This window comes from Streptacidiphilus alkalitolerans (assembly GCF_042511045.1).
Lineage (GTDB): Bacteria > Actinomycetota > Actinomycetes > Streptomycetales > Streptomycetaceae > Streptacidiphilus > Streptacidiphilus alkalitolerans.
On record NZ_JBHEZX010000006.1, the window covers coordinates 332,287 to 357,404 of the forward strand.

The following is a 25,118-nucleotide window of genomic DNA, read 5'->3' on the forward strand; positions in this document are numbered from 1 at the left end:
CCAGCGAGCGGACGGGTCCCTTGCGGCTCGTCGACATCGGCTCGGGCGGCGGCTACCTGATCCGCTGGCCCGCGAGCACCGGGACACTGGGGCCGGACGTCGAGCTCATCAGCGCCGACCTGAACGGCGCGCTCGTCGGCGAGGCCACCCGCCTGGCCCTCGCCGAGCAGCTGAACTGCCGCTTCGTCCACGGCCTCTCCGTCGGCGCCGTCCTGCTGACCGCCACTGACTCGAACCGCACCCTGGGTGCTCTCACCGCAGGCGGGGCCGGCCACCTCCTCCCGCTGGCCGGGTACGCCGGCATCGTCCTGGTCTCCCTGGCCGCCTACTTCACCCTCCCCTTCTGGGGCGCCACCCTCGCGATGGTGATCGGGCTCGGCCCCCTCACCCTGCTGCGCCCGCTGGTCATCGCCGCGGCCTGCCTTGGCGCACTGGCCAGCGGCGGCGGCTGGACCTCCCTGCTCGTCGGCGTGGTCGCCGGCGTCGCGATGCTGGGCGTCGAGCCCCTCGTCCACCGCCGCTGGTACAGCCGGCCCCTCTAGCCAACTGGGGGGGGTGCCGGGGCGGGGTAGCGGTTCTATCCTGGAATGAGGTCCGTTTCGTCCCGATTGGAGTGGTTGGGATGTCTGCGCATTTCGAGGTCTACGAGGACAAGGCCCATCAGTGGCGCTTCCGGCTCAAGGCTGCCAACGGCGAGACCGTTGCTGTCGGGGAGTCCTATCCGACGAAGGCCGGGGCGGAAAAGGGATGCGACGCTGTGAAGCGGGCTGCTGCGGAGGCCGACATCAAGCAGGCGGCCTGAGGCGCAAGCCCCGCACGCGAGAGCCCCGACGTGAAGGCCGGCGAAGGCCGGAACCCACCGACGAGGTCGACCTGTTCGGAGCGGAGTAGCCCCATGGTTGACATGGTTGAGCTGAAGGTCGAATTCCGGCCCGCCCCCGGCGGCCGAGCCATCCACCTGTGGCACGTCGTCCACGAGGGCGGAAGCACGGGGCTCTGCGGACGTGCCCTGTCGCCGTCCGCGGGGACGTTGCCGATCGCCGAGATCGAGGAGCTCAAGCCCGGGAACCGCTGCCAGGCCTGCCGCAGCGCCTACCGCGCGACGCTGCCGCCGGGGGGCTGAGGCCGGGGGCTGAGGCCCGGCCCCGTCGACGAGCCCGTCGACGAGCCCATGGGCCAGCCGGCCGACGAGGGGCCTGCGGGCGACCTATCCGTGGCTGGTGTCCACCACGCAGAAGAGGTTTCCTTCGGTGTCCGCGAGCACGACGAAGTCGGCGTCGTCGGGGTAGGCCCAGTCCACCCGTTGGGCGCCGACCGAGATGAGGCGCTCGACCTCGGCCTGCTGCTCCTGCGCACTGTCGGCGTAGAGGTCGAGGTGCATTCGGTCGGACTCGTCCAGGGCGAGGCCCGGGCCGTTGCCGTCCTTCGGCTCGAGGATCAGCGGGTTGTGTTCGCGGGGGACGTAGCCGAGTGCCTGGGCCCAGAACCGGGCTGCCCGGCCGGTGTCCGCCACGTGCATCACTACGGTTCCAAGGGTGACCATGGCGGCAGTATCCCCCGCCGCCTTCACCACAGTCACCGCACCGGCTGCGGCGGGGAATTGGGCGGGGCATGCGAAGACCCCCCTCCCGGGGCTGACCACCAGTTCCCGGGAGGGGGGTTGCGCGACCTTGACGGTCAGGGCGGGGGAGCGGCCAAGGGGGGACTGGCCGCTCCCCCGCAGGCGGAGCCCCGCAACCGTCGCCGCGTCGGGGGGCGTACGCGGCGGTCGGTCCCACAGCGGGGGCTCCGGTTCCCTGTACCGGGCGGTCCCTGCCAGTCCCGCTCGGTACGTTCTCCACTCTGCTGCAGATCCAGGGGCCGCGCACCCGGCGGGAGTCCCCTTCAGGGGGGACCTTGGTCCTTTCGGGTTCACCGGGCCCTTAACCCGGGGACGTACCCTGGGGCCAGTGGGACGGGGCGGGGTCGGACGCCATCGGGCAGGAACGGCCGGGCGACAGCATTTGCTGGTGGCCAACGGGCCAGGCAGCGCTAGGCTTCGGCCATCGGAGTGGGGCGCGAAGTGGGGCGCGGGGAGGCGGGCGGGGTCATGGGGCAGGCGAAGAAGGTCGCGATGTATCTGCTGGTCATCTTTGTGCTGTATACGATCATCACCTCGCCGGTGCGCGCGGCCGATCTGGTGCAGGTCGGGTTCACCGGCATCTCCACCGCCGCCAAGTCCGTGGGAACCTTCATGAGCAGCCTGGTGAAGTAGTTCCCGGGCGGTCCGAACCCCTCCCGAGGAGCCTCACCGAATGATCCGCCACCTGGTCCTTTTCAAGCTCAACGACGGTGTCGCCAAGGACGAGCCCCGAGTGGCCGCCGGCGCCGCCGCGTTCGAGGCGCTGGGCAAGCAGATCGACGTGCTGCGCGAGTGGGAGTGCGGCTGGAACTTCAGCGAGCGGGACATCGCGTACGACTATGCGATCAACAGCCTGGTGGACGATGTCGCGGCGCTGCAGGCTTATCTGACGCACCCTGCGCACCAGGCCGGAGTGGCCCTCTGGCGCGAGTTCGCGACCTGGGTGATCGCCGACGTCGAGGTCTGAGACCTCAGCCGATCACGGAATCCGCGCCGCCGGGCCGTTGGGGGACCGGATGGCGGCGCGGATTCACTCGCCAGCACATCCCCGATCAACACACCTATATATGGTGCTTGCCCTAATAGCATCCCACTTGTGATGCTATGACCGGTTTGCCAGATGGTGGACTGGGGCACGCGTTGCGCCTCACGGGAGCTCGCGAGGGGTGGCGTGTCGGTGCAGACACAAGGGAGCGCAAAGGACGAGGGTGACGCACCCGCGGCTCCCCTGCCAGCGCCAACAGCGGGGCCTGTGGCCGTGTCGGCGGGGGGACCGGCAGGAGCGACGGCGGGGGGAGCGGCAGCCGCGCCGGCAGCCGTACCGCCAGGAGTGCCGGAGCAGGCCGCGGAGGCCGCGACGGCCCCGGGCAGCCCGGCCGGCCCCGACGCCGCACGGGTTCCCGACGCCGCACGGGTTCCTGACGCCGCACGGGTTCCTGACGCCGCGAAAGCCCCCGACGCCGCGCCGGCCGGGACCGGCACTGGGCCCGGATCCGCGCAGACCGGACCCGCGCCGACCGGACCCGGACCCGCGCCGGTCGAGCCTCCCGCCACCGTGGATTCGGGGCGGGTCGATGTGCGCACCCTCACCAAGGTGCTGTTCGAGCGGATGTCCGAGCTCACCCCCGGCTCCCCCGAGCACGAGCACGTCCGGGTCGCGCTGATCGAGGTCAACCTCCCGCTGGTGCGCTACGCCGCCGCCCGCTTCCGGGGGCGCAGCGAGCCGATGGAGGATGTGATCCAGGTCGGCACCATCGGGCTGATCAACGCCATCGACCGGTTCGACCCGACCCGGGGGGTGCAGTTCCCCACCTACGCCCTGCCGACGATCATGGGCGAGATCAAGCGCTACTTCCGCGACAACGTCCGCACCATGCATGTGCCGCGGCGGCTGCAGGAGTTGTGGGTGCAGGTCAGCGCCGCCATGGAGGATCTGACGGTGGCTCACGGGCGGATGCCCAAGATCCCCGAGATCGCCGCCAACCTGCGCATCCCGGAGGAGGACGTCCGGGCCTGCCTGGACGCCGGACGGGCGTACAACGCAGCCTCGCTGGAGGCCACCCAGGAGAACGAGGGCGGTCTCGCACTGCTGGACCGGCTCGGCTACGAGGACTCCGCTCTCACCCATGTGGAGCACAGGGACATGGTCCGGCATCTGCTGGTTCAACTGCCCGACCGGGAGCGACAGATTGTGATGTTGCGTTTCTTCGGCAATCTGACGCAGTCCCAGATCAGCACCGAGCTGGGAATGTCACAAATGCACGTATCTCGGCTGCTGGCAAGGATCTTCGCCCGTCTGCGCAGCGGAAACACCTGGGACAACTGAGCCCGGGGGCCTTCCGCGGGGCTTCTGGAGACCCTGCCCATTTCGTGACAATCCGTCACCATACCCCCGTGGCACCGCATTGCAGCGCGTTACCATCGCGTGACGTCTGGTCGTGTTGGGGTTTGGAGGGGATCCTGAGCCGGTATCCCAGTGGAGGTACATCGAGTCGTCGCCTTGTCGACTCGGGCAGCGGTGGCTTTGTCGACATGAGGGGGTAGCGTGTCCGTAGAACTGGGCAGCCCTGAGATTCTCTCCAACGCAGCGGTCCTGCCCGCCCCCCGGGCGGCCGGGATCGAGCCTGCCGAGCCCGATGTCAGCGAGGCGGAAGCAGCGGCGGCCGAGGCGGCAGCCGTGGTGGTCACCGACGTGGTGGCCGAGCTGGTCGAGCGCGAGGGACTCGACACCCGCGCCCTCTCCCGCAGCCTGTTCAAGCGCTTCGCGACGCTGACGCCCGAGGACCGCGACCACCCCTATGTCCGGGACACCCTGATCGAGCTGAACCTCCCGCTGGTGCGTTATGCCGCGGCCCGCTTCCGCAGCCGCAACGAGCCGATGGAGGACATCGTCCAGGTCGGCACCATCGGCCTGATCAAGGCGATCGACCGGTTCGACAACGAGCGCGGAGTCGAGTTCCCGACCTTCGCGATGCCGACCATCATCGGCGAGATCAAACGTTTCTTCCGTGACACCAGCTGGTCGGTCCGGGTCCCGCGCCGGCTCCAGGAACTGCGGCTTTCGCTCACCCGCGCCGGGGACGAACTGGCGCAGAAGCTGGACCGCTCCCCCACCGTCTCCGAGCTGGCCGCCGCCCTGGGCGTCAGCGAGGAGGACGTGGTCGAGGGCCTCGCCGTCGGCAACGCCTACACCGCCAGCTCACTGGACACCGCCCCCACCGACGAGGACGGCGACGGCCCGCTCGCCGAGCGCCTCGGCTACGAGGACGCGGCGATGGAGGGGGTCGAGTACCGCGAGTCGCTGAAGCCGCTGCTGGCCCGGCTGCCCGCACGCGAGCGGCGGATCATCATGCTGCGCTTCTTCGGCAATATGACGCAGTCGCAGATCGGCGAGGAGATCGGCATCTCGCAGATGCACGTCTCCCGGCTGCTGACCCGCACCCTGGCGACACTCCGGGAGGGGCTGATCGCGGAGGCGTGAGAGCGGTGCGGACGACCGCGACGGAGACCGGTGGGCGGGCCTCGGGGGCCTGCCCACCACAACCGGCCGCAGCCCGCCGTGCACCCCGCCGCACACCCAGGTCAATCCATGAGTCCGTCAGTCCGTGAGCAGGTTCTTGCGGAGCGCGGACAGGGTGGCCGGGTCGAGCGCCAGGCCGTCCGTCAGGAAGGCGTCGAAGGTCGGCCAGCCCTGTGCCACCGCGGCGAACGCGGCGTCCAGGTAGGACGCCTCGGCGCGGATCACCGGCATCATCAGCGTCGGGTCCTCCATCACCGCGTTGGTCCGGAACACCTCCATGATCCGGTCCATCAGCGCGGCCGAGCGGGTGTTGGTGAGCAGGTAGTCCTCGTAGACCGTGGCACGGTCGACGCCCAGCGCGGTCAGCACGATCGCCGCGGTCCAGCCGGTGCGGTCCTTGCCGGCCGTGCAGTGGAACACCAACGGCGTCCCGTTCGGGTCGGCCAGCATCCGTACCGCCTCGGCGAAGAGGCCGCGGATCGCCGGGTCGGTGACGAACCAGCCGTACATCTCGGCCATGATCCGCTCGGCGCCGCCGTCGCCGAGCAGGGCCTGCTGCGCCACCGCGTCCTGACCGGCCAGGACGTCGCGCAGGGAGAGGTAGATGTCGTGCTCGGCCGAGTAGACCGGCAGGTGCACCAGGCGCACCGAGCCGTCGTCGGGCAGCCGGTCGGCGCCGTTCGCCGTGACCTCGTTCATCCCGCGCAGGTCGACCACCGCGCGTACGCCGAGGCCGGTGAGGACCGCCAGATCGGCGTCGGTGAGCCGGCTCAGCGCGTCGCTGCGCAGAGCAACCCCGGTGCGGACCGTACGGCCGTCGGCGGTGCGGTATCCGCCCAGGTCACGGGCGTTGACGGCGGTCTTGAGGCCGAGGCTGCGGCCAGCCGCGGTCTGCGGATCGGTCACGACGGTTCTCTCCCTGGGACGGTTCGGCGCGGGCCGCGCCGACTGCGGGCGGGCAGCACTGTGCCGACCGCCGCGGCGGGGCGACGGTCGGACGACAGCAACGGGCGCTGCGGGTTACTTCATCGCCAGGTAGACGACACCGATCACGACGATCAGCGCGATGATCGCGCCGACCGCGATGAGGCCGGTGCGGCTGCTCCCGCTGACGGCGGTGGCGGGCTGGGGCTGCGGTTCGTCGACGAAGGCCCGGAACATCTGGGTGCTCGCGGACGGGTCCTCGACGGGGCGGTTCTGGTAGTCGGACATGGAAAGTGACTCTAGCCAATCCGGATGAACACCGGTCAACCGCGGGTGTAGCGAACCTGTATCAACACGAGTTCGCTACAAACCCGCGGAGCACTACAAACCCGCGGAGCACTGCAAACCCGCGGATCGCTGCAGACACGTGAAGCACCGCAGACCCCCACAGCCCCACGCCTCACCAGCCCGGCGTGTTCGGGGTGTAGCCGGGGTGCAGCCGCTGCATGTAGCCGGTGTCGTCGCGCTGCCGCAGCCCGCAGTCCAGGTAGAGCCGGTGCAGCCGGGCCAGCGCGTCCTCGTCCAGCTCGACGCCGAGGCCGGGGCCCTGCGGGACCGGCACCGCGCCGTCCACGAAGCTGAGCGCGCCGGGGACGATCACGTCCTCGTCCTCGCGCTTCCACGGCCAGTGGGTGTCGCAGGCGTAGGTCAGGTGCTGGGTGGCGGCGGCGAGCTGGACCATCGCGGCCAGGCTGATGCCCAGGTGGCTGTTGGAGTGCATGGACAGGCCCACGTCGAAGTTGGCGCAGAGCGCCGACACCTGCTGGGAGTGCCGCAGCCCGCCCCAGTAGTGGTGGTCGGACAGCAGCACGCCGATGGCCCGCTGCCGCAGCCCGGGGGCGAGGTGCTCGGGGGCGACCACGCACATGTTGGTGGCCAGCGGCATCGGCGCCTGCCGGGCCACCTCCGCCATGCCCTCGATGCCGGCGGTCGGGTCCTCCAGGTACTCCAGCACGCCGTCCAGCGCCTCGGCCACCTTGAGCGAGGTGGGGACGGTCCAGGCGGCGTTGGGGTCGAGCCGCAGCGGCAGGTCGGGGAAGGCGGCCCGCAGCGCGAGGACCGCCTCGATCTCCTGCTCGGGAGGGAACACGCCGCCCTTGAGCTTGACCGCCCCGAAGCCGTAGCGGTCGATCATGCGGCGGGCCTGCCGGACGATGCCGTCCGGGTCGAGCGCGGCGCCCCAGTCGTCGCCGTCCTCGGGGGCGGCGCCGGGGTGGCCGTCCCATTTGTAGAAGAGGTAGGCGGAGAAGGGCACCCGGTCGCGGACCGCGCCGCCGAGCAGGTCGGCGACGGGCCGGCCGACCGACTTGCCCTGGGCGTCCAGGCAGGCGACCTCGAAGGCGGAGAAGACCGAGAGCACGGTCTTGGAGCTGGAGGAGCCGCCGGTGAGGCCGTGGCTGTCGGCGAAGGCCCCGCCGCCGATGACGCGGGCGACGGCCTGCTCGATCAGGCCGAGGTGGAACACATCCAGGCCGGTGATCGCCTCGGCGGCGGCGCCCAGCAGGGCCAGGAAAGCGTCGTCGCCGTAGGACTCGCCGAGGCCGACGACGCCGTCGTCGCAGTGCAGCTGGATGATGCTGCGCAGGGCGTAGGGCTCGTGCACGCCGACCGCGTTGAGCAGGGCGGGATCGTGGAAGGCGACCGGGGTGACGGTGATCTGACGGATCTTCACTGCTACTTCGCCTCCACGGCGGCATCGGCAACGGGAGCGGCAACGGCGGCGGCACGGGCGGCCAGGACGGCACGGCCTGCCGCGATGATACGTACCAGTTCGTCCACGTGCTCCTCGCGCGCCTCGACCAGCGGCGGTCGGACCGGTCCGACCGGCAGGCCCTCGCGCCGGGCGGCGGCCTTGACCAGCGAGACGGCGTAGCCGGGGACCAGGTCGCGCAGGTCGGCGAGCGGCAGCAGGAAGGACGCCAGCAGGTCGTCCAGCAGCGCGTCGTCGCCGTTGTCGAGCGCGCGGGCGAAGGCGTGCGCGAGGTCGGGGGCGAAGGAGTGCACCGCCGAGGAGTAGCTGCCGATGCCGATGGCCGCGTAGGCGCGGGCGGAGAGCTCGGCGGTCGGCAGCCCGTTGAGGAAGTAGAACGAGGCGGCGCGCTGGTGCCCGCTGGTGCGGACGGTGGCGACGATCCGCTGCATCTGCTCGACGTCGCCGAGGCCGTCCTTGAGGCCGACCACCTGGGGCAGGTCGAGCAGCGCCAGCGCGGTCGCCGGGTTGAGCCTGGCGTTGGCGCGCTGGTAGACGACCACCGGCAGCGGGCTGTCCCGCACCACGTAGCGGATGTGCCCGAGCACGCCCTCGGGGCTCGAGCTGACCAGGTACGGGGGCAGCAGCAGCACGCCGTCCGCACCGCACTCGGCGGCGTCGGCGAGATACTCGCGGGCGACCGCCGGGCCGCCGCCGGCGCCGGCGAAGACCGGGACCCGTCCGGCCACGGTCTTCACGGCGAGGGTGACCACCTCGCGGTACTCCTCGCGGCTGAGCGCCGTGAACTCCCCGGTGCCGCAGGCGATGAACACGGCGGTGGCGCCGGCCGCGACCTGCTGCTCGACATGGAGTTCGAGGACGTCGAGGGCGAGGGTGTCGTCCTCGGTGAAGGGGGTCAGCGGGAAGGAGAGCGGCGGGGTGAGTACGGCGTGGAGGTCCATGAGGCTCCTCAGCGAGACGTGAGATCTATGTTCATATTCGTGAACTGAGTTCAGTTTACTGAACGATCCCCAGGGAGACAATCTCGGCTAATCGATAATCGGAGCCCCGATGCGCTCCCAGATCTCCAGCACATGCTCGCGGAACAGGATCCCGGCGATCTCGGGCCGGCCCCCGGCCAGCGCCGCGACCAGCGGCACGTGGTTCTCCGCGATCTGCTCCAGGCGGCCGAAATAGACCTTGTTGGAGACCGCGGTGAAGCTGCGCAGGCTGGCCTCGGTCACCGTCCACATCCGCGCCAGCAGCCCGTTCCCGGCCGCCTCCCAGACGTGGCGGTGGAACGAGACGTCGCCGTCCACCACCCCGCCGACGTCCTCGCGGCGGGCCGCGGCGCGCATCGCCTCCACGTCCGCCCGCAGCAGCTCGTCCAGGCCCTCGGGCGCCAGCCGGCACACCTCGGCGCCGGCGAACTGCTCCAGCACCGCGCGCACCCGGTACGCCTGGCGGGCGTCCTCCTCCGAGATATCGGCCACATAGCTGCCCCGGCGCGGGAACTGCAGCACCAGGCCGTCCGCCGCCAGCCGCTTCAGCGCGTCCCTGACCGGCGCCTGGCTGACGCCGTAGCGGCGGGCCAGGTCCAGTTCCACCAGTCGGCCGCCGGGAGTGAGCTCACCTGCGGCGATGGCGGCGCGGACCAGTTCGTACACCTGGTCGGACAACCGTCCGCCGAGGCCGGGTTCGACCATGGTGCGGCTCCTCGCTGCGCATGCCTGACGGCTGGGTCGGGAGTACCGACTCTAGCGGCCGGGGGGCTATTCAGCGCCGATCCGATCGATTATCGTTCGACCCGAGCCGTCCCTTCCAGTAGCCGGAGCACTGCCATGCCGCCTCTCACCGTCCCCCCGACCGCCGATGTGCTGGACGTGCTCCGCCAGGACCGGCTGCTCGCCGTCCTCCGCGGCAGCGATCCGGACGCGCTCACCGCCTGCGCCTCCGTGCTGGCCCACAGCGGGATCCGCGCGGTCGAGCTGACCCTCTCCAGCGACGCCGGTCTCGAAGCCCTGCGCCGCAGCGTCGCCGACTCCTCGCTGCCGCCCGGCACCCTGCTCGGCGCGGGCACCGTGCTCACCCGCGACCAGGCCCGCGCCGCGATCGACGCCGGGGCCCGGTACCTGGTCACCCCCGGGGTGACCGAGGAGGTGCTGGCCGAGGGCGTCGCCCAGGACGTCCCGGTGCTCTGCGGCGCGCTCACCCCCAGCGAGGCGATGGCCGCGGTGCGGCTCGGCGCGGCGGCGGTGAAGCTCTTCCCCGCCCACGCCGTCGGCGGCGCCCGCTATCTGCGCGACCTGCGGGCGCCCTTCCCCGACGTCCCTTTCATCGCCATCGGCGGGATAGCCCTGGACGACGTGGCCGACTACCTCGCCGCCGGGGCGGTCGCGGTGGGCGTCGGCTCGCCGCTGCTGCGCGAGTCCGCGCAGGACAGCAGCCGGGCCGCGCTGGACGCCCTGGCCGCCCGCGCCACCGCCTACCTCGCCGCGGCCCGGCGGGACGCGTGAGCGCGGGCAGCGCCGGGGTGGTGACCCTGGGCGAGTCCATGGCCGCCCTCGGCTCCCCCGCCGCCGGGCCACTGCGGCACGCCCCGCACCTCACCCTCTCCATCGCCGGGGCCGAGTCCAATGTCGCCATCGGGGTGCGCCGGCTCGGCCACCCCGCCGCCTGGATCGGCCGGGTCGGCGCGGACGAGTTCGGCGCCATGGTGCTGGAGCGGCTGCGCGCCGAACAGGTGGACACCAGCGGCGCGCGGATCGATCCGGGCGCGCCCACCGGCCTGCTGATCAAGGAGCAGCGCACCCCCGACGTCACCCGGGTCCAGTACTACCGGGCCGGTTCGGCCGGATCCCGGCTCTGCCCGGACGACCTGGCCGCCCCCGCCGCGGGCCGGCTGATCGCGGACGCCGCCGTGCTGCACCTCACCGGCATCACCCCGCTGCTCTCCGCCGACGCCGCCGCGGCCGTCCGCCGCGCGGTGCGGCTGGCCGCCGAGGCGGGCGTCCCGGTCTCACTGGACGTCAACCACCGCACCGCGCTGGGCACCCCGGAGCAGTTGCGGGAGCAGTTGCTGCCGCTGCTGCCGCAGGTGGGCCTGCTGTTCGCGGGCGAGGAGGAACTGCTGCTGCTGGCCGACGCGGCCGAGGAGGCGGAGGCGGTGCGCCGACTGTCCGGCGCCGTCCCCGAGCTGGTGGTCAAGCGCGGCGCCAGGGGCGCGACCCTGCACACCCCGGACGAGGTACTGCACCAGCCGGCCGTCCCGGTCCGCGCGGTGGACCCGGTCGGCGCGGGCGACGCCTTCGTCGCCGGATACCTGGCGGGGCTGCTGGACGGCTCGCCGCCCGCCGAACGGCTCCGGCTCGGCTGCCTGACCGGCGCGTTCGCGGTCTCGGTGCCCAGCGACTGGTCCGGGCTGCCCAGCCGGGACGAGCTGGGGCTGCTCTCCGCCGCCCCGGGGACCACGCTGCGCTGACCGGACCGCCGTCCGAGCCGGAAATACCTCCGCCCCGTTCCCGGTTGGATCAGATCATGACCTCTCCCACGAGCACCCGTCTCGGCGCCTCCGACCTCACCGTGTTCCCGCTCGCCCTCGGCGGCAACGTCTTCGGCTGGACCTCGGACGAGGCGCAGTCCTTCGCGGTGCTGGACGCCTTCGCCGCCGCGGGCGGCAATTTCGTCGACACCGCCGACGTCTACTCGGCCTGGGCGCCGGGCAACTCCGGCGGTGAGTCGGAGACCGTGCTTGGCCGGTGGATCGCCGCCCGCGGCAACCGCGCGGACGTGGTCGTCGCCACCAAGGTCGGCTCGCACCCGGAGTTCAAGGGCCTCAAGGCCGCGAACATCGCCGCCGCGACGGAGGCGTCGCTCGGCCGGCTCGGGATCGACCACATCGACCTGCTCTACACCCACTTCGACGACGAGAGCACCCCGGTCGAGGAGATCATCACCGCGCTGGACGCCCTGGTCCGCGCGGGCAAGGTGCGCCACATCGCCGCCTCCAACATCTCCCCGGCCCGGCTCCGCGCCTCGCTGGCCTTCTCCGACCGCGAGGGCCTGGCCCGGTACGTGGCGCTGCAGCCGCAGTACAACCTGGTCTCCCGGGACACCTACGAGGGCGAGCTCGCCGAGGTGGCCGCCGCCAACGGCCTGGCCGCCGTCCCCTACTACGGCCTCGCCTCCGGCTTCCTCACCGGCAAGTACCGGGCCGGCGGCCCGGCCGTGGACAGCGTGCGGGCCGGCGGCGCGGCCAGGCACCTGGACACCCCGCGCGGACTGAAGGTGCTGGAGGCCCTGGACACCGTCGCGGCCGACCACGACGCCGAGGTCGCCACGGTCGCGCTGGCCTGGCTGCTGGCGCAGCCGACCGTCGCCGCGCCGATCGCCAGCGCCCGCACGGTGGAGCAGCTGCCGGCCCTGGTCGCGGTCGCCGAGCTGGCCCTCAGCGAGGCCGAGCTGGCCCTGCTGACCGACGCCTCGGCCTGACCGGGTGCAGGTCCGCCCGCTGACACCGGACGCGCTCGCCGAGACCCTCGGCGAGCGCGTCGCGCAGCTCCCGCCGCCGCCCGGGGGCCGGTTGCGCATCGCCGTCGACGGGGCAGCGGCGGCGGGGACGGCCCCGCTGGCGGACGCCGTCGCGGAGGGCCTGCGGCTGCTCGGCCGCCCGGTGCTGCGGATCAGCTCCGGCGACTTCCTCCGCCCGGCCTCGCTCCGACTGGAGTACGGACACCAGGACGCCGACGCGTACTACGACGGCTGGTTGGACGCCAACGCGCTGTTCCGCGAGGTGTTCGACCCGCTGGAGCAGGGCGGCAGCGGCCTGGTCCTGCCCGCGCTGTGGGACGCGCGGGCGGACCGGGCGGTACGGACCCGCCCGGTGCCGCTGCCGCCCGGCGGCGTGCTGCTGCTGGACGGACCGCTGCTGCTGGGCCGCTGGCTGCCGTTCGACCTCTCGGTGCACCTCTGGCTCAGCCCGGCCGCGCTGGCCCGCCGCACCCCGGCGGACCAGCAGTGGACCCTGCCGGCCTTCGCCCGCTACGAGGACGAGGTCCGTCCGGCCGAGAGCGCCGACCTGGTGGTCCGGGCCGACGACCCGCGCCGGCCGGCCCTGGTGATCGGCTGACGACATGTCAACTAGCGGGTCGGGTAGGCCTTCTGTGTCGGAACGCCGTGCTCCTGCGGGCCCACCGGGATGGTGCAGAAGGAGCAGCGGGTCGCGGCGATCGGGATGGTGCTGAGGCACTCGGGGCAGTCCTTGGTCGGGGCGCCCGGCTCCTCCTTCGGCTTGAAACGCTCATGCAGCTTGTTCACCGGCATGACCACGAAGTAGTAGACGACAGCGGCTATGAGAACGAAGCTGATCGTGGCGTTGATCAGCTGGCCGTAGGCGAACGAGACCCCGTCCACCTTGAAGACCGCGCTGCTGAAGTTCCCGGTCTTCCCGGTGATCAGCCCGACGATGGGAGTCAGGAAGGCGTTGACGAAACCGTTCACCACGGCCGTGAAGGCTGCGCCGATCACGATGCCGACCGCCAGGTCGACAACGTTCCCGCGCAGCAGGAAACTGCGGAAACCCTTCATGGTTCTCTCTCCGTACTGTTCGGCGCCCAGGACAACAGGGGGTGGGCGCGGGCACACCCTCCCAGGTTTGGCACCGAACATGCGAACGGCCCCGCTCAGGAGCGGGGCCGTACACACCGCATTCAGCCGTTACGAGGCGTCAGCTCCCTTGGCGCCGGTCTTCTCCAGCGCCGCGGCGGCGGCCTGGGCCTGCGCCTGGATGCCGGAGACGCTGCGCAGCGGCACCTCCTTGATGAAGAGCACCAGCACGAAGGCCACCGCGACGACGCCGGCGCCGAGCAGGAACACCCCGTGCATGGAGTCGGCGAAGCCCTGCTTGAAGGGGGCCGCGAAGACGTCGTCCAGCTTCTGGATGAACGAGGAGTCGCTGAGCACCGAGGCGCCGCCGCCGCCCGCTCCCGGATGCTGCAGCATCTGGATCACCGGCTGGTTGCCGGGCTTCCCGGCGACCGCCGGGTCGTGCAGCGCGGCCTGGAACTGCGGGGTCTGCGACGCGGTCCGGAAGGCCGCGTTGATCTTGTCGCCGACGCTGCTGAACAGCACCGACAGGAAGATCGCGGTACCGGCCGTGGCGCCCAGCTGCCGGAAGAAGGTGGCCGAGGCGGTGGCGACGCCCATGTCCTTGGCCGGCACCGCGTTCTGCACCGAGAGCGTCAGCGTCTGCATGGTGAGGCCGAGGCCGATGCCGAAGAGCAGCATGATGACCATGGTCTCCAGCAGCGGCGTGTTCCACTGGACCTCGAAGTGGAACAGCAGCATCGCGACCGTGAGCAGCGCCGTGCCGATCACCGGGAAGATCTTGTAGCGCCCGGTCCTGGAGGTCAGCTGACCGGCCAGGATCGACGCGCTCATCATGCCCAGCATCAGCGGGAGCATCAGCAGGCCGGACTTGGTCGGGCTGGCGCCCTTCACGATCTGCAGGTACTGCGGCACCATCAGCAGTCCGCCGAACATGCCCATGCCGACCAGCACCGACAGCACGCTGGTCTGGCTGAAGACCTTGTTCTTGAACAGCCGCATCGGGATCAGCGCCTCGTCGCCCATCCGGCGTTCGACCAGGATCCAGGCGATCACACCCAGCACCCCGACCACGTAGCAGAGCAGGGCGCGGCCGGAGAGCCAGCCCCAGGTCTGCCCCTGCTCGGCGACCAGCAGCAGCGGGACCACGCCGACCGCGATGGTCACCGCGCCCCACCAGTCGATCCGGTGCTCCCGGCGGGTGTGCGGGATGTTCAGCACCTTGGCGACCACGACCAGCGCGACCAGGCCGATCGGCACGTTCACCAGGAACACCCAGCGCCAGCCGGCGATGCCCAGGATGGTGCTCTGACCGGCCAGGAAGCCGCCGACCAGCGGTCCGAGGACACTGGAGGTGGCGAACACGGCGAGGATGTAGCCCTGGTAGCGGGCCCGCTCACGCGGCGGCACGATGTCGCCGATGATCGCCAGCGCGAGCGACATCAGACCGCCGGCGCCGAGGCCCTGGAAGGCGCGGAACGCGGCCAGTTCGATCATCGAGGTGGCGAACGTACAGGCCACCGAGCCGACCACGAAGATGCTGATCGCGGCCAGGAAGTACGGCTTGCGGCCGTGCATGTCGGAGAGCTTGCCGTAGAGCGGCGTGGCGATGGTGGAGGTGATCAGGTACGCGGTGGTGGTCCACGCCTGCTGGCTCAGTCCGTGCAGGTCGTCGGCGATGGTGCGGATCGCGGTGCTGACGATGGTCTGGTCGAGCGCGGCCAGGAACATACCGATCATCAGACCGGAGAGGATGGTCATGATCTGACGGTGGCTCAACCCGCCGGACGCGGGTATCACCGCAGCGGCGGGCGCCGCGGACGCGCTCCCGCTGCTCTTGGTACTGCTGCTCACGTGTCTTCTCCTAGCTGGGTTCCGGCGGCGACAGCGGTGGGGACGGTGACCCCGACCGGCCCGCCGAAGAGTTCTGCGCGGTTTTCTGCGAAGTCGTCGTTCAGGCGCCCGAACAGCCGGACCAGCTCGTGGCGGTCCTCGGCCGGCCAGGCGTCGAGAATGCGGGCCAGCTTCTGGTTGCGCTGGTCCCGGAAGTGCTGGAAGGCGAGGACGCCGACCTCGGTGGCGGAGAGCAGCGCGCCCCGGCGGTCCTCGGGGTCGGGCTTCCGCTCGACCAGGCCGCGGTCGACCAGGGAGCGGATCTGCCGGCTGACCGTGGACAGGTCCAGGAAGGTGTCGGCGGCGAGGTCCGTGGCCCGCTTCGGCCCGCAGGTCACCAGCCGGGCCAGCAGCACCCGGTCGCCCCCGCCCGGATCCTCCCTGGCCCGCTGCTTCCAGGCGTTGATCAGCCGGACGAAGCGCTGCATCTCGTCACCGAGCGCGGTCGCCGCTTCCTCGGCGGTCGCCGTGGCCGGTGCTCGTGCTGGTACCGGTGCCCCTGCCTGGTCCATGCCGCCCTCCCCTGGGAACATAGTTGCTTGGCACTAGCAAGTAACTGTACAGCACACCTTTCCATGGCCTGTCAGCCGCCTGACTGGAACCATAGGGATCATGAGCCGCTATCTGGTGTTCAGCGACGTGGACGAGACCCTGATCAGCCTCAAGAGCATGTTCGACTTCCTGCGCTTCTCGCTGGTCCGGCAGCACGGCGCGGCGGGTGAGCAGCGCTTCGCCGAGCACCGGCGCGGATTCGCCGACGCCGCGGCGGCCGGGGTACCGCGCGAGAAGCTGAACCGCGACTTCTACCGGCTGTTCGCCGGGCAGCAGCAGGCCGAGGTCGAGACCGCCGGCGAGGCCTGGTACGCCGAACGGTCCGCCTCGGCCGGGTTCTTCGTGGAGTCCACGGTGGCGGCGCTGGCCGGGCACCGGGCCGCCGGCTGCCCGGTGGTGCTGGTCTCCGGCTCGTTCGCACCGGTGCTGGCGCCGATCGCCCGCCAGGTGCGGGCCGAGGCGGTGCTGTCCACGGAACTGGTGGTGCGGTCCGGCCGCTACACCGGCGAGGTGGTCCAGCCGATGATCGGGCAGGCCAAGCGGGCGGCGGTGCGGCGGGTGCTGGCCGAGCGGCCCGACGTCCGGGCCGAGGACTGCTTCGCCTACGGCGACCACCCCTCGGACATCCCGATGCTGGACTGTGTGGGACGGCCGGTCGCGGTGGGTTCGCATCCGGAGCTCGCCGAGTACCTGGAACAGCGGCGGCTGGCCGGGTCCGCCCTGCCGCCCGCCTGACGGCAGCCGTCCCGGACACCTCAACTGCGGTGCCCGGGAGGGCTGGTGGTCTACGGCCCGGCTACCGGACGGTGGTGTCCTGCAGCGCGGGCGCGTCTTCCTGCCCCCGCGGCCGACGGTCCGTCGGAGGCACGGCGGCGCCGCTGTGCTCCAGGGCCTGGGCATTGGTGCGCGGACCCAGCGCGGCGACGGTGCCGGCCACCGTCGCCATCGCCACCGCGGCGACGGCGAAGACCCAGCCGGGCCCGCCGCGGTGCAGCAGCGGCACCATGATGAAGGGCATCACCGCGGTGGACAGCCGGCTCAGCGAGTACGCGCTGCCGGTGGCGGTGGCCCGCAGCTGGGTCGGGAACAGCTCGGTCTGGTAGATGTGGAAGCCGTTGGAGAACACATTGGACACCATGGTGTAGGCCAGCCCGCAGGCCACGATCTGCCAGGGCCGGGCCGCCTCGGCGAAGCCGAGGCCCAGCAGCGCCATCGCCCCGGCCGAGGCGGTGATCAGCCACTTCCGCTCCACCCGCTCGATCAGCGGGATGGACAGCAGCGAGCCCAGCGGATAGCCGAAGAAGGCGGTGGCGGTGTAGCCGAGCGAGGTCACCACCGAGTAGCCCTTGGCCGCCAGCACCAGCGGGACCAGGGTGCCGAACCCGTAGTAGCCGAAGCTCTGCAGCGCCTGGAAGATCCACAGCATGATGCTGCGGGAGCGCAGCGGCGGCTGCAGCAGCGCGGACAGCGGCTGCGCCCCGGGTGGGTCGACGTCCAGCTGCGGCGGGTCCAACGGGCCCTGGGCGGTGGCCTGCTGCTCCATCGCGGCGGTGATCCGGTTGGCCTCCTCGTGCCGGCCGACGGCCTCCAGCCAGCGCGGGGATTCGGGCAGGTTGCGCCGCAGCAGCCAGACCACGGCCGCGCCCAGCGAGCCCAGGGCGAGCAGCCAGCGCCAGCCCTCGATGCCCAACTGCGGGTGCGGGACCAGGAACCGGCCCAGCAGGCCGACCACCGGCACGCCGCAGAAGGCCAGGGTGTAGGCCCAGGCGATGTAGCGGCCACGCTGCCGCTGCGGCAGCAGGTCGGCGAGGTAGGTGTCGGCCACCGGCAGTTCGGCGCCGATGCCGATCCCGGCCACGAAGCGGGCGGCGACCAGCCACCACAGGTCCGGACTGAACGCACCGGCCAGCGAGGCCACCGAGTACAGGGCCAGGGTCAGCATGAAGGCGCGGCGGCGGCCGACCCGGTCGGCCAGGGTCGGCAGCAGCACCGCGCCGGCGAAGGCGCCGAGGAACGCCGAGCCGAGCAGCCACGGGAGTTGGCCCGTGGTCACATGGAAGTCCTTGACCAGCGCGGTGCTCAGCACCCCGGCCAGGAACGCCTCGTAGAGGTCGAAGAACAGGCCCAGGCCGATGACCGCGGTGGCCCGGCGGTGCAGCGAGGTGATGGGCAGCCGGTTCAGGCGGGCGGCGACCGAGAACTCGGCGAGGGCGACGGGAGTACTGGTCGGGCAGTCGGCCGGGCGGGCGGCCGGGGGTGGGCTGGGGGTGGTCATGGTGGGCCTCTGCTCGCGGGTGGAGCGTGCCGGGGCGGTGGAGGCCGCCCCGGCCCGCGCGATCGGGTCAGTGCAGCGGGGTCAGTTCAGCGGGGTGTAGGTGTCGTTCTTGATCAGCAGCGGCACCGCCTTGTAGGAGCCGTCGCGCCCGCTGGTGAAGTTGAAGGCGCCGAGCACGGTGGGGAGGTCCTTGACCTTCTTCAGGCCGGCCAGGATTCCGGCCCGGTCCCCGCCGCCGTCGGCGACGGCCTGGGCCAGGATGGTGGCCCCGGCGTAGGCCTGGGCGCTGAACTGGTCCGGGTCCTTGCCGTAGGCCTTGTGGTACTCGGTGACGAAGGCGGTGGAGAGCGGGTTGGTCGAGTGCACGTCCCAGGCCGAGGCGACCAGGGTGTTGTCGGCCGCCGCGCCGGCGCCGGAGAGGAAGGCCGGGCTGTTGAAGCCGTTGCTGCCGACCACCGGCAGGGTGATCCCGAGCTGGCGGGCCTGCTGCAGCAGGCCGATGCCGCCCTGCGGGACGGCGGCGACGAACAGCGCGTCCGCCTTGGCCTGCTTGGCCTGGGTGAGCTGGGCGGCGAAGTCCTTGTCGGTGGAGGCGAAGGAGAGCTTGGCCGCCACCTCGATGCCCTGGGCCCGCAGCGCGGTCTCGAAGGTCTTGGCCGAGGACTGGGTGGTGGCGTCGTCGTCGGCGTAGAGCAGCACCGCGCGCTTGACGTGGTACGCCTTCTTTGCCGCGGCCACGGCCTGGGGGATGAGCTGGGCGTCGGTGAGCGAGTCGCGCCAGATCTGGTCGCCGACGTCGGTGATGCCCTTGACCGCGGAGGCCGACACCAGCAGCACCGGGACGTGCTGGGCCTGGGCCACCGGCGAGGTGGTCTGCGCGCTGGTGGAGGAGGTCGGGCCGATGATGGCGGCCACGTGCTGGGCGTTGATGAGCTGGTCGTAGAGCGCGGACGCCTGGCTGACCTGGGAGTGGTCGTCGGTGAAGACGAATTTCAGCTTGAGCGCGCCGAGTCTGCCGGAGCCGTTGATGTCCTTCTCGGCGAGCTTGAGCGCCTGCTCCTGCTGGATGCCGAAGGGCGCGGAGGCGCCGGTGGTCGATACGACGACGCCGATGGTGACGGTGTCGCTGCTCTGGGCGCTGGCGGTGGTGCCGGCGCAGCCCGCGGTGGCGCTCAGGCCGACCAGGCCGAGCGAGGCGAGCAGGACGGTGGTGCGGCGGTCGGTACGCATGGTGGTGCCCTTCTGCGGTGTGGAACGGGGTGCGGGTACGGAGCGGGGTGCACGTACGGAGCGGGGTGCGGGTGCGGGTACGGGCGGGCGGTGCCGGAGGAAGTCGGCGACCAGCCGGTTGAACCGGGCCGGCTCCTCCAGGAAGGGCAGGTGGCCGCTGTCCTCGAAGACCTCCAACCGCCCTGCGGGCAGCGCGGAGATGGCCTCCCGGGCGTCGGCCAGCGGAACCCTGGGGTCCTGGCCGCCCCAGACCACCAGGGTCGGCACGCCGACCCGGCCGAGCTTGTCCCGGACGTGCCACGGCTCCGCCCGGGGCGGGTCCTGCAGTGCGGTGAGCATGGCCGCGGTGGCCGCCGCGTGTCCTGGCAGCGCCCGTGCGGTGGTGTAGGGCAGCAGGATCTCCGCCAGCTGCGGTCCGGCCGCGGGGGCGAGCTGGCGCAACTGGCGTTCGGCCTCGGCCTCCTGGTGCCGGCCGGGGGTGCTGGGGTCACAGTGGTGCAGGGCCTCCCGCACCGAGGCGTAGACCCGCGCGGGCGGGTAGAACGCGGAGGCGGAGGCGGTCAGCACCAGGGAGCGGACCCGTTCCGGCCGGGCGAGTCGGGCCAGTACCGCCACCTGCGCGCCGAAGGAACTGCCGACGATGCTGAACTCCTCGAAGCCCAGGCTGTCGGCGACGGCGAACAGGTGGTCCCGGCACAGCCGCGCCGCCGACTGCCGGGTGTAGTCGCCCGGTTCGGTGAAGCCGCAGCCGGGCAGGTCGGCGGCGGCGACCCGGAAGTCGGCGCCCAGACCGCGGATATTGGGGGCGAACACGTCCGCGCTCAGACCGCCGCCGTGCACCAGCAGCACGGCCGGCCCTTCCGACCCCTCGGCCAGGATGCGCGTGCGCAGGCCGCCGACCTGGGCGAAGGTCACGTTCATGCGGAGACCGGCTGCGGGTCGGCCTCGGCGCGTCCGCCCAGGTAGGCGGCTGCCACGGCCTGGTCGTCCAGCAGCTCCGCGCCGGTGCCGGTGCAGGTGACCGCGCCGAGTTCCAGCACCGCGGCCCGGTCGGCGACGGCCAGGGCGCGGCGGGCGTTCTGCTCCACCAGCAGCACCGTGGTGCCGTCCGCGCGGATGTCCTTGATCAGGTCGAAGACCTGACCAGCCATCAGCGGCGAGAGCCCGAGCGAGGGTTCGTCCAGCAGCAGCACCTTGGGGCGCAGCAGCAGGCCGCGGGCGATGGCGAGCATCTGCTGCTCGCCGCCGCTGAGGCTGCCGGCCGCGGCGTTCCAGCGTTCGGTCAGGATCGGGAAGCGGTCCAGGATCCCGTTCTGGTCGGTGCCCGCGAGCAGCAGGTTCTCCCGCACGCTCATCCGGGACAGCACCGCGCGTCCCTCGGGGACCAGGACGAGCCCGGCCCTGACCCGGCGGTGCGCGGACATCCGGGTGATGTCCCGGCCTTCGAGCAGGACGCGTCCGGCCGAGGGACGCAGCAGTCCGGCCAGGGCCTTGAGGGTGGTGCTCTTGCCTGCGCCGTTGGCGCCGATCAGGGCGAAGGTGGTGTGCTCGGCGAGCGAGAGGTTGAGGTCGCGGACGATGTCGGGGGTTCCCGGGTAGCGGATGCTCAGCCCGGATATCTCAAGCACCAAGGTAGGCCTCGATCACTTTGGGGTCGCTGATGACCTGGTCAGGGGTGCCTTCGGCGAGCGGACGGCCGGAGGCCAGGACGAGCACGCGGTCGCAGGCGCGGCGGATCAGGGACATGTTGTGCTCGACCACCAGCACGGTGTGTCCCGCCGCGGCGTGTTCGCGGATGGTGTCGGCGAGGCGCAGCGCCTCGCTCTCGTTCATCCCGGCGGCGGGCTCGTCCAGGATCAGCAGGCCGGGCGCGGCGGCGGTGGCGCGGGCCATCTCCAGCCGGCGCTGGTCGCCGTAGGCCAGCGAGGAGGCCCGGTCGAGATCCCGGTCGGCCAGCCCGACCCGGCCCAATCTGCTTGCGGCGAACGAGGCTTGGGCCCGGTCGGCGCGGCGGGCGGCGGGCAGCGCGAGGATCCGGCTGGCGGCGGTGGCGGGCATGGTGGTGACGGCGCCGGAGACCACGTTGTCGCGGCAGCTGAGGTCGCCGAAGACCCGCAGGTTCTGGAAGGTGCGGCCGACCCCGGCCCGGGCGATCCGGTGCACCGGTCGGCCGGTGATCTCCTGGCCGGCAAGGTGGACGCTGCCGGTGTCGGGGCGGTACTGGCCGGTGATGACATTGATCAGGGTGGTCTTGCCCGCGCCGTTGGGGCCGACCAGGCCGACCACCTCGCCGGGGGCGGCGTGCAGGGAGACCCCGTCCAGCGCGGTGACCCCGCCGAAGGACAGGCTGACCTGCTCGATCCGCAGTTCGACCGGTTCGGCCCGGTCGAGTTCGGCGGGTTCGACCACGGTGCTGCTGACCCGTGGCCGCAGCACTCCGCTCAGTCCGCCGGGCAGGAACAGCACCACGGCGAGCAGGGCCGCGCCCTGGACCGCGACGCTGATCCAGCCGGCGCCCGCGCCGAGGTCCAGCAGTAGTTGCGGGATCAGGGTGATGACGGCCGTTCCGGCGATGGTGCCCCAGACGCTGCGGGTGCCGCCGACCACCGCGCACATCACCACGGCCAGGGTCTGGTCCAGGGTGAACTGGCTGGGATCCAGGTGGTAGTTGTGCAGGGCGCTGAGCGCACCCGCGGTGCCGGCCAGGGCCCCGGACAGGGCGAACAGCTTGATCCGGATCCGGGCCACGTCGATGCCCTGGGCCCGGGAGGCGGGTTCGTCCGCGCCCAGGCAGGCGGCGCTGATGCCGAAGCGGGTCCGGGCCAGCCGGGCCACCACCCAGCAGGCGGCCAGCGCGACGATCCAGATCGTGGGCGCCTCCACCTGGCGCGGGATCGGGCCGAGGCCGACCGGACCGCCGGTGATCGAGCCCAGGTTGACCAGCGACAGCCGGACCACCTCGGCGAAGGCCACGGTGGCGATGGTCAGGAAGACATGGCGCAGCCTGCTGACGGTGGCGGCCAGCAGCACTCCGGCCAGGGTGGCAGTGGCGGCGCCCGCGGCCACCGCGAGCGGCCACGGCAGCTGGGCGTGGATGATCAGCAGTGAGGAGGTGTAGGCGCCGAGCGCGCCCAGTCCGCAGGAGGCCAGCGAGAACACCCCGGCCCGGAGCAGCACGGTCACGGACAGCGCGTAGAGGATGCCGATGCCGGTGCTGGAGAGCAGGCTCTCATTGGCGAGGTAGAAGGAGTTGAGGTCCACGGGTCAGGCCTCCCGGGCGAGTCGGGCGCCGAGCAGGCCGCGCGGGCGCAGCGCCAGCACGGCGAGGATGACGGCGAAGGAGGCGAGGTCCTTCCACTCGGCGCCGAAGGCGACGATGGTGGCGACCTCGGCCAGGCCGAGCAGGATGCCGCCGATGGCGGAGCCGACCGCGGAGGTCATCCCGCCGAGGATGATCGCGGCCAGGCCCTTGATCTCGACCGAGTGGCCCAGGTCCGGGGTGATGCTGTTGAACTGCAGCACGAACAGCAGCCCGGCCAGCCCGCCGAGCAGCGAGGACAGGAAGACCGTGGAGCGGTAGGTGCCCTCCACGTTGACGCCGGAGACCCGGGCAGCGGTGGAGTTCTCGGCCACCGCGCGCACCCGCCGCCCCCAGGGGGTGCGGGCCAGCGCCAGTGCCAGCACCGCCATGACGGCCAACGCCACGGCGGCGCAGAGCAGTTGGGCCAGGGTGATGGTGACGCCTGCGGTGGGGTGGTAGGTGTGCTGGGGCAGCCAGTGGCTGGGGAAGGTCTGCGGGTCGGGGCCCATCCAGCCGAGCATCAGTGCGTCCAGCACCGTGCCCGCGCCGATGGCGGCGACCAGGGTCTGCAGTCCGGCCGCGGGACGGCCGCGCAGTCGGCGCAGCAGCGCCTGGTCCAGCGCCACCCCGGCCAGGCCGCAGCCGAGCATGGCGATGACGGCGGCGACGGGCAGCGGTACCGACAGTCGGGCGCAGGCCAGGGTGAGGTAGGCGCCCAGCGTGAAGATGGAGACCTGGGCCAGGTTGAGAATGTCCAGGACGCCGAAGAGCAGCGAGAAACTGACGGCGAAAAGTGCGTAGACCATGCCGAGGGTGAGCCCATTGGCGAGGTTCTGCAGCATCGAATGACCTCCGATCCGGCGGCCCTTCCGGGGCCGCGTTCGGCCGTGCCGGGTCGGCACGGAGCGGTGGGGCGCGGGTACGGTGCGGGTACAAGTGCAGGTGCAGGTACAGGTGCAAGGGAGTGCGGGGGCTCTCGGGGGTGGTTCCGGGTCCGGGCGGGGATCCGTTCCGGGGTGGCGGTGCGGGGCAGGCCCGGCCGGGTGCCGGGCCTGCCCGAAGGGGGAGCGGTGGTGCCGGGTCAGCGCACCGGGCGGAGCACGGCCCGGGCCAGGGTGTGCGCGGTGAGGTTGAAGCCGACGAAGGCGGCGGCGGTGTCGGGGGTGACCTCGAGCGCGTCGGTGTCCAAGGCGTGGACAGCGAACAGATAGCGGTGCGGACGGTCGCCGGCCGGCGGGGCCGCGCCGTCGTAGCCGAGCGAGCCGAAGTCGTTGCGGGTGTGGAACGCGCCGTCCGGCAGTTGCTTCTCACTGCCGGCCCCGGTGGCGAGACCGCGTGCGGAGCCGGGGAGGTTGACCAGCAGCCAGTGCCAGGCGCCGCTGCCGGTGGGGGCGTCGGGGTCGAAGCAGGTGACCGCGTAGCCGAGGGTGCCCTCGGGGGCTCCGTCCCAGCTCAGTTGCGGGGAGAGCTGTCCGCCGCCGGCGCCCTGATGGGCGTGGGCGTCGTCGAGCGGCTTGCCGTCGGCGACATCCGCGCTGGTCAGGGTGAAGGAGGGAACCGGCGGAAGGAAGTCGTAGGGGTCCGGCGGGGTCGGGCGTTCGAGGGACATATACGTACTCCAGTTCGGTTGTATGGGTAGCCACCCGGCCGGCGCACAACAGGTGGCGGACGGGCGAACGGACGATCAGAAGCGGGCTGCGGCAGCGTCCAGCACGGCGCACAGCGCGGCGGTCTGCGGACGGATCCTGCGGGTCGGGCCGCTGATGCACAGCGCGGCGGCGACCTCGCCGTTGGGCCCCGAGACCGGGACCGCGACGGCCAGCACCCCGGGTTCGTCGGAACGGGCGGCCACGGCGTGGCCCTGCTCACGGACGCGGGCCAGCTCGCGCACGTCCGCGTCGGCATAGCGGTGCTGGTCAACTGCCCAGGCCAGCAGCACTTTTCCGGCAGCGCTGTCGACCAGGGGCAGGGAGGTGCCGACCGGCACGGTGTCCCGCAACCCGTGCTCGGGTTCGACCGAGGCACTGCACAGGCAGTGGTCGGCCACCCGCCGGAACAACTGGACGCTCTCCCCGGTCCGGTCCCGCAACTGGCGCAGCAACGCGTAGTTGGTGCGCACCAGGGGGGTGAGCGTGGCCGCGGTGGACCACGAGCGCACCCGCATTCCCATGCTCAGGAACCCGGCCCGGTTGCGCTGCAGGACGTTCTGGTCGACCAGCTGGCCGATGAGGCGGTAGAGGGTGGAATTCGGCAGTTCAGTGGCCGCGCGAACGTCGTCGACGCTGCTGGCGCCGGCCACTACGGCGTCGACGATCACGAGCATTCGCTCGATTCCGGCCGTTGCCATTTTGGCCTCTCCCCCCTTCGCTTCGGGCTTCTGACTGTGGTTAACTTACGACCCATCCAAGCACTGAGACAATACGTTTCACATAGTGGACACCTGAAAGT

Annotated in this window: 28 protein-coding genes; 12 read left to right on the forward strand and 16 right to left on the reverse strand. The window is 72.0% G+C overall.

What is annotated here, in order from left to right; genetic code table 11:
• Window positions 1-20 precede the first annotated feature (20 nt).
• From ACEZDG_RS16585 to ACEZDG_RS16595, 3 genes are all read left to right on the forward strand, one after another.
• Window positions 21-542, forward strand: coding sequence for a hypothetical protein (locus ACEZDG_RS16585; protein WP_380509412.1), 522 nt, complete (start codon window positions 21-23; stop codon window positions 540-542).
• 80 nt (window positions 543-622) lie between these two features.
• Window positions 623-802, forward strand: a complete 180-nt coding sequence (locus ACEZDG_RS16590; RefSeq protein WP_380509415.1) for a YegP family protein — start codon at window positions 623-625, stop codon at window positions 800-802.
• A gap of 93 nt (window positions 803-895) precedes the next feature.
• Window positions 896-1,123 carry a hypothetical protein gene (locus ACEZDG_RS16595; protein ID WP_380509418.1) on the forward strand — a complete coding sequence of 76 codons (228 nt, stop codon included), beginning with the start codon at window positions 896-898 and terminating at the stop codon, window positions 1,121-1,123.
• A gap of 84 nt (window positions 1,124-1,207) precedes the next feature.
• Here ACEZDG_RS16595 and ACEZDG_RS16600 read toward each other — a convergent pair whose 3' ends face one another.
• A complete protein-coding gene (locus ACEZDG_RS16600) occupies window positions 1,208-1,543 on the reverse strand; it encodes a VOC family protein (RefSeq protein ID WP_380509421.1) in 336 nt (111 codons plus the stop codon).
• A 546-nt stretch (window positions 1,544-2,089) separates the two neighbouring features.
• Between ACEZDG_RS16600 and ACEZDG_RS16605 the strand changes: the two genes are divergently transcribed.
• The 4 genes from ACEZDG_RS16605 to ACEZDG_RS16620 all read left to right on the forward strand — a co-directional run bounded on the left by ACEZDG_RS16605 (window position 2,090) and on the right by ACEZDG_RS16620 (window position 5,102).
• Entirely contained in the window at window positions 2,090-2,254 is a 165-nt protein-coding gene (locus ACEZDG_RS16605; RefSeq protein ID WP_380509424.1) for a hypothetical protein, read from the forward strand.
• Window positions 2,255-2,294: 40 nt separating this feature from the next.
• A complete protein-coding gene (locus ACEZDG_RS16610) occupies window positions 2,295-2,588 on the forward strand; it encodes a Dabb family protein (protein ID WP_380509427.1) in 294 nt (97 codons plus the stop codon).
• A gap of 363 nt (window positions 2,589-2,951) precedes the next feature.
• Window positions 2,952-3,947: an RNA polymerase sigma factor SigF gene (locus tag ACEZDG_RS16615; RefSeq protein ID WP_380509430.1), complete on the forward strand. Its 996-nt coding sequence runs from the start codon at window positions 2,952-2,954 to the stop codon at window positions 3,945-3,947.
• A 219-nt stretch (window positions 3,948-4,166) separates the two neighbouring features.
• Window positions 4,167-5,102, forward strand: coding sequence for an RNA polymerase sigma factor SigF (locus ACEZDG_RS16620; protein ID WP_380509433.1), 936 nt, complete (start codon window positions 4,167-4,169; stop codon window positions 5,100-5,102).
• A gap of 117 nt (window positions 5,103-5,219) precedes the next feature.
• Here ACEZDG_RS16620 and ACEZDG_RS16625 read toward each other — a convergent pair whose 3' ends face one another.
• The 5 genes from ACEZDG_RS16625 to ACEZDG_RS16645 form a co-directional block, all read right to left on the reverse strand.
• Window positions 5,220-6,047 carry a tyrosine-protein phosphatase gene (locus ACEZDG_RS16625; RefSeq protein ID WP_380509436.1) on the reverse strand — a complete coding sequence of 276 codons (828 nt, stop codon included), beginning with the start codon at window positions 6,045-6,047 and terminating at the stop codon, window positions 5,220-5,222.
• Between the two features lie 114 nt (window positions 6,048-6,161).
• On the reverse strand, window positions 6,162-6,353 hold the full coding sequence (locus tag ACEZDG_RS16630; protein WP_380509439.1) for a hypothetical protein: 192 nt from the start codon (window positions 6,351-6,353) through the stop codon (window positions 6,162-6,164).
• A 172-nt stretch (window positions 6,354-6,525) separates the two neighbouring features.
• Complete coding sequence (locus ACEZDG_RS16635; RefSeq protein WP_380509442.1) at window positions 6,526-7,797, reverse strand: glucarate dehydratase family protein; 1,272 nt, start codon at window positions 7,795-7,797, stop codon at window positions 6,526-6,528.
• A gap of 2 nt (window positions 7,798-7,799) precedes the next feature.
• Window positions 7,800-8,777, reverse strand: a complete 978-nt coding sequence (locus ACEZDG_RS16640) for a 5-dehydro-4-deoxyglucarate dehydratase (protein WP_380509445.1) — start codon at window positions 8,775-8,777, stop codon at window positions 7,800-7,802.
• 87 nt (window positions 8,778-8,864) lie between these two features.
• Window positions 8,865-9,521, reverse strand: coding sequence for a GntR family transcriptional regulator (locus ACEZDG_RS16645; RefSeq protein WP_380509448.1), 657 nt, complete (start codon window positions 9,519-9,521; stop codon window positions 8,865-8,867).
• 135 nt (window positions 9,522-9,656) lie between these two features.
• Between ACEZDG_RS16645 and ACEZDG_RS16650 the strand changes: the two genes are divergently transcribed.
• The 4 genes from ACEZDG_RS16650 to ACEZDG_RS16665 are packed head-to-tail and all read left to right on the forward strand — an operon-like array spanning window position 9,657 to window position 12,943.
• Complete coding sequence (locus ACEZDG_RS16650) at window positions 9,657-10,331, forward strand: bifunctional 4-hydroxy-2-oxoglutarate aldolase/2-dehydro-3-deoxy-phosphogluconate aldolase (RefSeq protein ID WP_380509451.1); 675 nt, start codon at window positions 9,657-9,659, stop codon at window positions 10,329-10,331.
• Window positions 10,328-11,296, forward strand: a complete 969-nt coding sequence (locus ACEZDG_RS16655) for a sugar kinase (RefSeq protein ID WP_380509454.1) — start codon at window positions 10,328-10,330, stop codon at window positions 11,294-11,296. Before ACEZDG_RS16650 ends, ACEZDG_RS16655 begins: the two co-directional genes overlap by 4 nt.
• 56 nt (window positions 11,297-11,352) lie before the next feature.
• Window positions 11,353-12,306 (forward strand): aldo/keto reductase, encoded by a 954-nt coding sequence (locus tag ACEZDG_RS16660; RefSeq protein WP_380509456.1) that lies wholly within the window; start codon window positions 11,353-11,355, stop codon window positions 12,304-12,306.
• A gap of 4 nt (window positions 12,307-12,310) precedes the next feature.
• The gene (locus ACEZDG_RS16665) at window positions 12,311-12,943 is read left to right on the forward strand and encodes a uridine kinase (RefSeq protein WP_380509459.1); all 633 of its coding nucleotides are present in this window, start codon (window positions 12,311-12,313) and stop codon (window positions 12,941-12,943) included.
• A gap of 11 nt (window positions 12,944-12,954) precedes the next feature.
• Here the strand turns inward: ACEZDG_RS16665 and mscL are convergent, their stop codons facing one another.
• From mscL to ACEZDG_RS16680, 3 genes are all read right to left on the reverse strand, one after another.
• Entirely contained in the window at window positions 12,955-13,401 is a 447-nt protein-coding gene (mscL, locus tag ACEZDG_RS16670; RefSeq protein ID WP_380509462.1) for a large conductance mechanosensitive channel protein MscL, read from the reverse strand.
• A 129-nt stretch (window positions 13,402-13,530) separates the two neighbouring features.
• Window positions 13,531-15,180 carry an MDR family MFS transporter gene (locus ACEZDG_RS16675; RefSeq protein WP_380509827.1) on the reverse strand — a complete coding sequence of 550 codons (1,650 nt, stop codon included), beginning with the start codon at window positions 15,178-15,180 and terminating at the stop codon, window positions 13,531-13,533.
• Between the two features lie 89 nt (window positions 15,181-15,269).
• The gene (locus ACEZDG_RS16680; RefSeq protein WP_380509465.1) at window positions 15,270-15,824 is read right to left on the reverse strand and encodes a MarR family winged helix-turn-helix transcriptional regulator; all 555 of its coding nucleotides are present in this window, start codon (window positions 15,822-15,824) and stop codon (window positions 15,270-15,272) included.
• 100 nt (window positions 15,825-15,924) lie between these two features.
• On the opposite strand from ACEZDG_RS16680, the gene ACEZDG_RS16685 reads away from it, so the two are divergent.
• Entirely contained in the window at window positions 15,925-16,599 is a 675-nt protein-coding gene (locus tag ACEZDG_RS16685; protein WP_380509468.1) for an HAD family hydrolase, read from the forward strand.
• A gap of 61 nt (window positions 16,600-16,660) precedes the next feature.
• On the opposite strand, the gene ACEZDG_RS16690 is transcribed toward ACEZDG_RS16685, so the two are convergent.
• The 7 genes from ACEZDG_RS16690 to ACEZDG_RS16720 form a co-directional block, all read right to left on the reverse strand.
• Entirely contained in the window at window positions 16,661-18,139 is a 1,479-nt protein-coding gene (locus ACEZDG_RS16690) for an MFS transporter (RefSeq protein WP_380509471.1), read from the reverse strand.
• An 81-nt stretch (window positions 18,140-18,220) separates the two neighbouring features.
• Entirely contained in the window at window positions 18,221-20,290 is a 2,070-nt protein-coding gene (locus ACEZDG_RS16695) for an alpha/beta fold hydrolase (RefSeq protein ID WP_380509474.1), read from the reverse strand.
• Window positions 20,287-20,997: an ABC transporter ATP-binding protein gene (locus ACEZDG_RS16700; protein WP_380509477.1), complete on the reverse strand. Its 711-nt coding sequence runs from the start codon at window positions 20,995-20,997 to the stop codon at window positions 20,287-20,289. The genes ACEZDG_RS16695 and ACEZDG_RS16700 overlap by 4 nt, the downstream gene beginning before the upstream one ends.
• On the reverse strand, window positions 20,990-22,630 hold the full coding sequence (locus ACEZDG_RS16705) for a branched-chain amino acid ABC transporter ATP-binding protein/permease (protein WP_380509480.1): 1,641 nt from the start codon (window positions 22,628-22,630) through the stop codon (window positions 20,990-20,992). The genes ACEZDG_RS16700 and ACEZDG_RS16705 overlap by 8 nt, the downstream gene beginning before the upstream one ends.
• Before the next feature lie 3 nt (window positions 22,631-22,633).
• The gene (locus ACEZDG_RS16710; RefSeq protein WP_380509484.1) at window positions 22,634-23,512 is read right to left on the reverse strand and encodes a branched-chain amino acid ABC transporter permease; all 879 of its coding nucleotides are present in this window, start codon (window positions 23,510-23,512) and stop codon (window positions 22,634-22,636) included.
• A gap of 239 nt (window positions 23,513-23,751) precedes the next feature.
• On the reverse strand, window positions 23,752-24,279 hold the full coding sequence (locus ACEZDG_RS16715) for a YbhB/YbcL family Raf kinase inhibitor-like protein (protein WP_380509487.1): 528 nt from the start codon (window positions 24,277-24,279) through the stop codon (window positions 23,752-23,754).
• Window positions 24,280-24,354: 75 nt separating this feature from the next.
• Window positions 24,355-25,017 (reverse strand): IclR family transcriptional regulator, encoded by a 663-nt coding sequence (locus tag ACEZDG_RS16720; RefSeq protein WP_380509490.1) that lies wholly within the window; start codon window positions 25,015-25,017, stop codon window positions 24,355-24,357.
• Window positions 25,018-25,118: the final 101 nt, after the last annotated feature.

Coding starts and splice junctions, on each gene's coding strand:
- ACEZDG_RS16680 (WP_380509465.1), bottom strand. CDS start 15,824: ATGGACCAGGCAGGGGCACCGGTACCAGCACGAGCACCGGCCACGGCG.
- ACEZDG_RS16590 (WP_380509415.1), top strand. CDS start 623: ATGTCTGCGCATTTCGAGGTCTACGAGGACAAGGCCCATCAGTGGCGC.
- ACEZDG_RS16685 (WP_380509468.1), top strand. CDS start 15,925: ATGAGCCGCTATCTGGTGTTCAGCGACGTGGACGAGACCCTGATCAGC.
- ACEZDG_RS16710 (WP_380509484.1), bottom strand. CDS start 23,512: ATGCTGCAGAACCTCGCCAATGGGCTCACCCTCGGCATGGTCTACGCA.
- ACEZDG_RS16720 (WP_380509490.1), bottom strand. CDS start 25,017: ATGGCAACGGCCGGAATCGAGCGAATGCTCGTGATCGTCGACGCCGTA.
- mscL (WP_380509462.1), bottom strand. CDS start 13,401: ATGAAGGGTTTCCGCAGTTTCCTGCTGCGCGGGAACGTTGTCGACCTG.
- ACEZDG_RS16660 (WP_380509456.1), top strand. CDS start 11,353: ATGACCTCTCCCACGAGCACCCGTCTCGGCGCCTCCGACCTCACCGTG.
- ACEZDG_RS16610 (WP_380509427.1), top strand. CDS start 2,295: ATGATCCGCCACCTGGTCCTTTTCAAGCTCAACGACGGTGTCGCCAAG.
- ACEZDG_RS16715 (WP_380509487.1), bottom strand. CDS start 24,279: ATGTCCCTCGAACGCCCGACCCCGCCGGACCCCTACGACTTCCTTCCG.
- ACEZDG_RS16695 (WP_380509474.1), bottom strand. CDS start 20,290: ATGAACGTGACCTTCGCCCAGGTCGGCGGCCTGCGCACGCGCATCCTG.
- ACEZDG_RS16605 (WP_380509424.1), top strand. CDS start 2,090: ATGGGGCAGGCGAAGAAGGTCGCGATGTATCTGCTGGTCATCTTTGTG.
- ACEZDG_RS16645 (WP_380509448.1), bottom strand. CDS start 9,521: ATGGTCGAACCCGGCCTCGGCGGACGGTTGTCCGACCAGGTGTACGAA.
- ACEZDG_RS16630 (WP_380509439.1), bottom strand. CDS start 6,353: ATGTCCGACTACCAGAACCGCCCCGTCGAGGACCCGTCCGCGAGCACC.
- ACEZDG_RS16675 (WP_380509827.1), bottom strand. CDS start 15,180: ATGACCATCCTCTCCGGTCTGATGATCGGTATGTTCCTGGCCGCGCTC.
- ACEZDG_RS16640 (WP_380509445.1), bottom strand. CDS start 8,777: ATGGACCTCCACGCCGTACTCACCCCGCCGCTCTCCTTCCCGCTGACC.
- ACEZDG_RS16690 (WP_380509471.1), bottom strand. CDS start 18,139: ATGACCACCCCCAGCCCACCCCCGGCCGCCCGCCCGGCCGACTGCCCG.
- ACEZDG_RS16595 (WP_380509418.1), top strand. CDS start 896: ATGGTTGACATGGTTGAGCTGAAGGTCGAATTCCGGCCCGCCCCCGGC.
- ACEZDG_RS16600 (WP_380509421.1), bottom strand. CDS start 1,543: ATGGTCACCCTTGGAACCGTAGTGATGCACGTGGCGGACACCGGCCGG.
- ACEZDG_RS16650 (WP_380509451.1), top strand. CDS start 9,657: ATGCCGCCTCTCACCGTCCCCCCGACCGCCGATGTGCTGGACGTGCTC.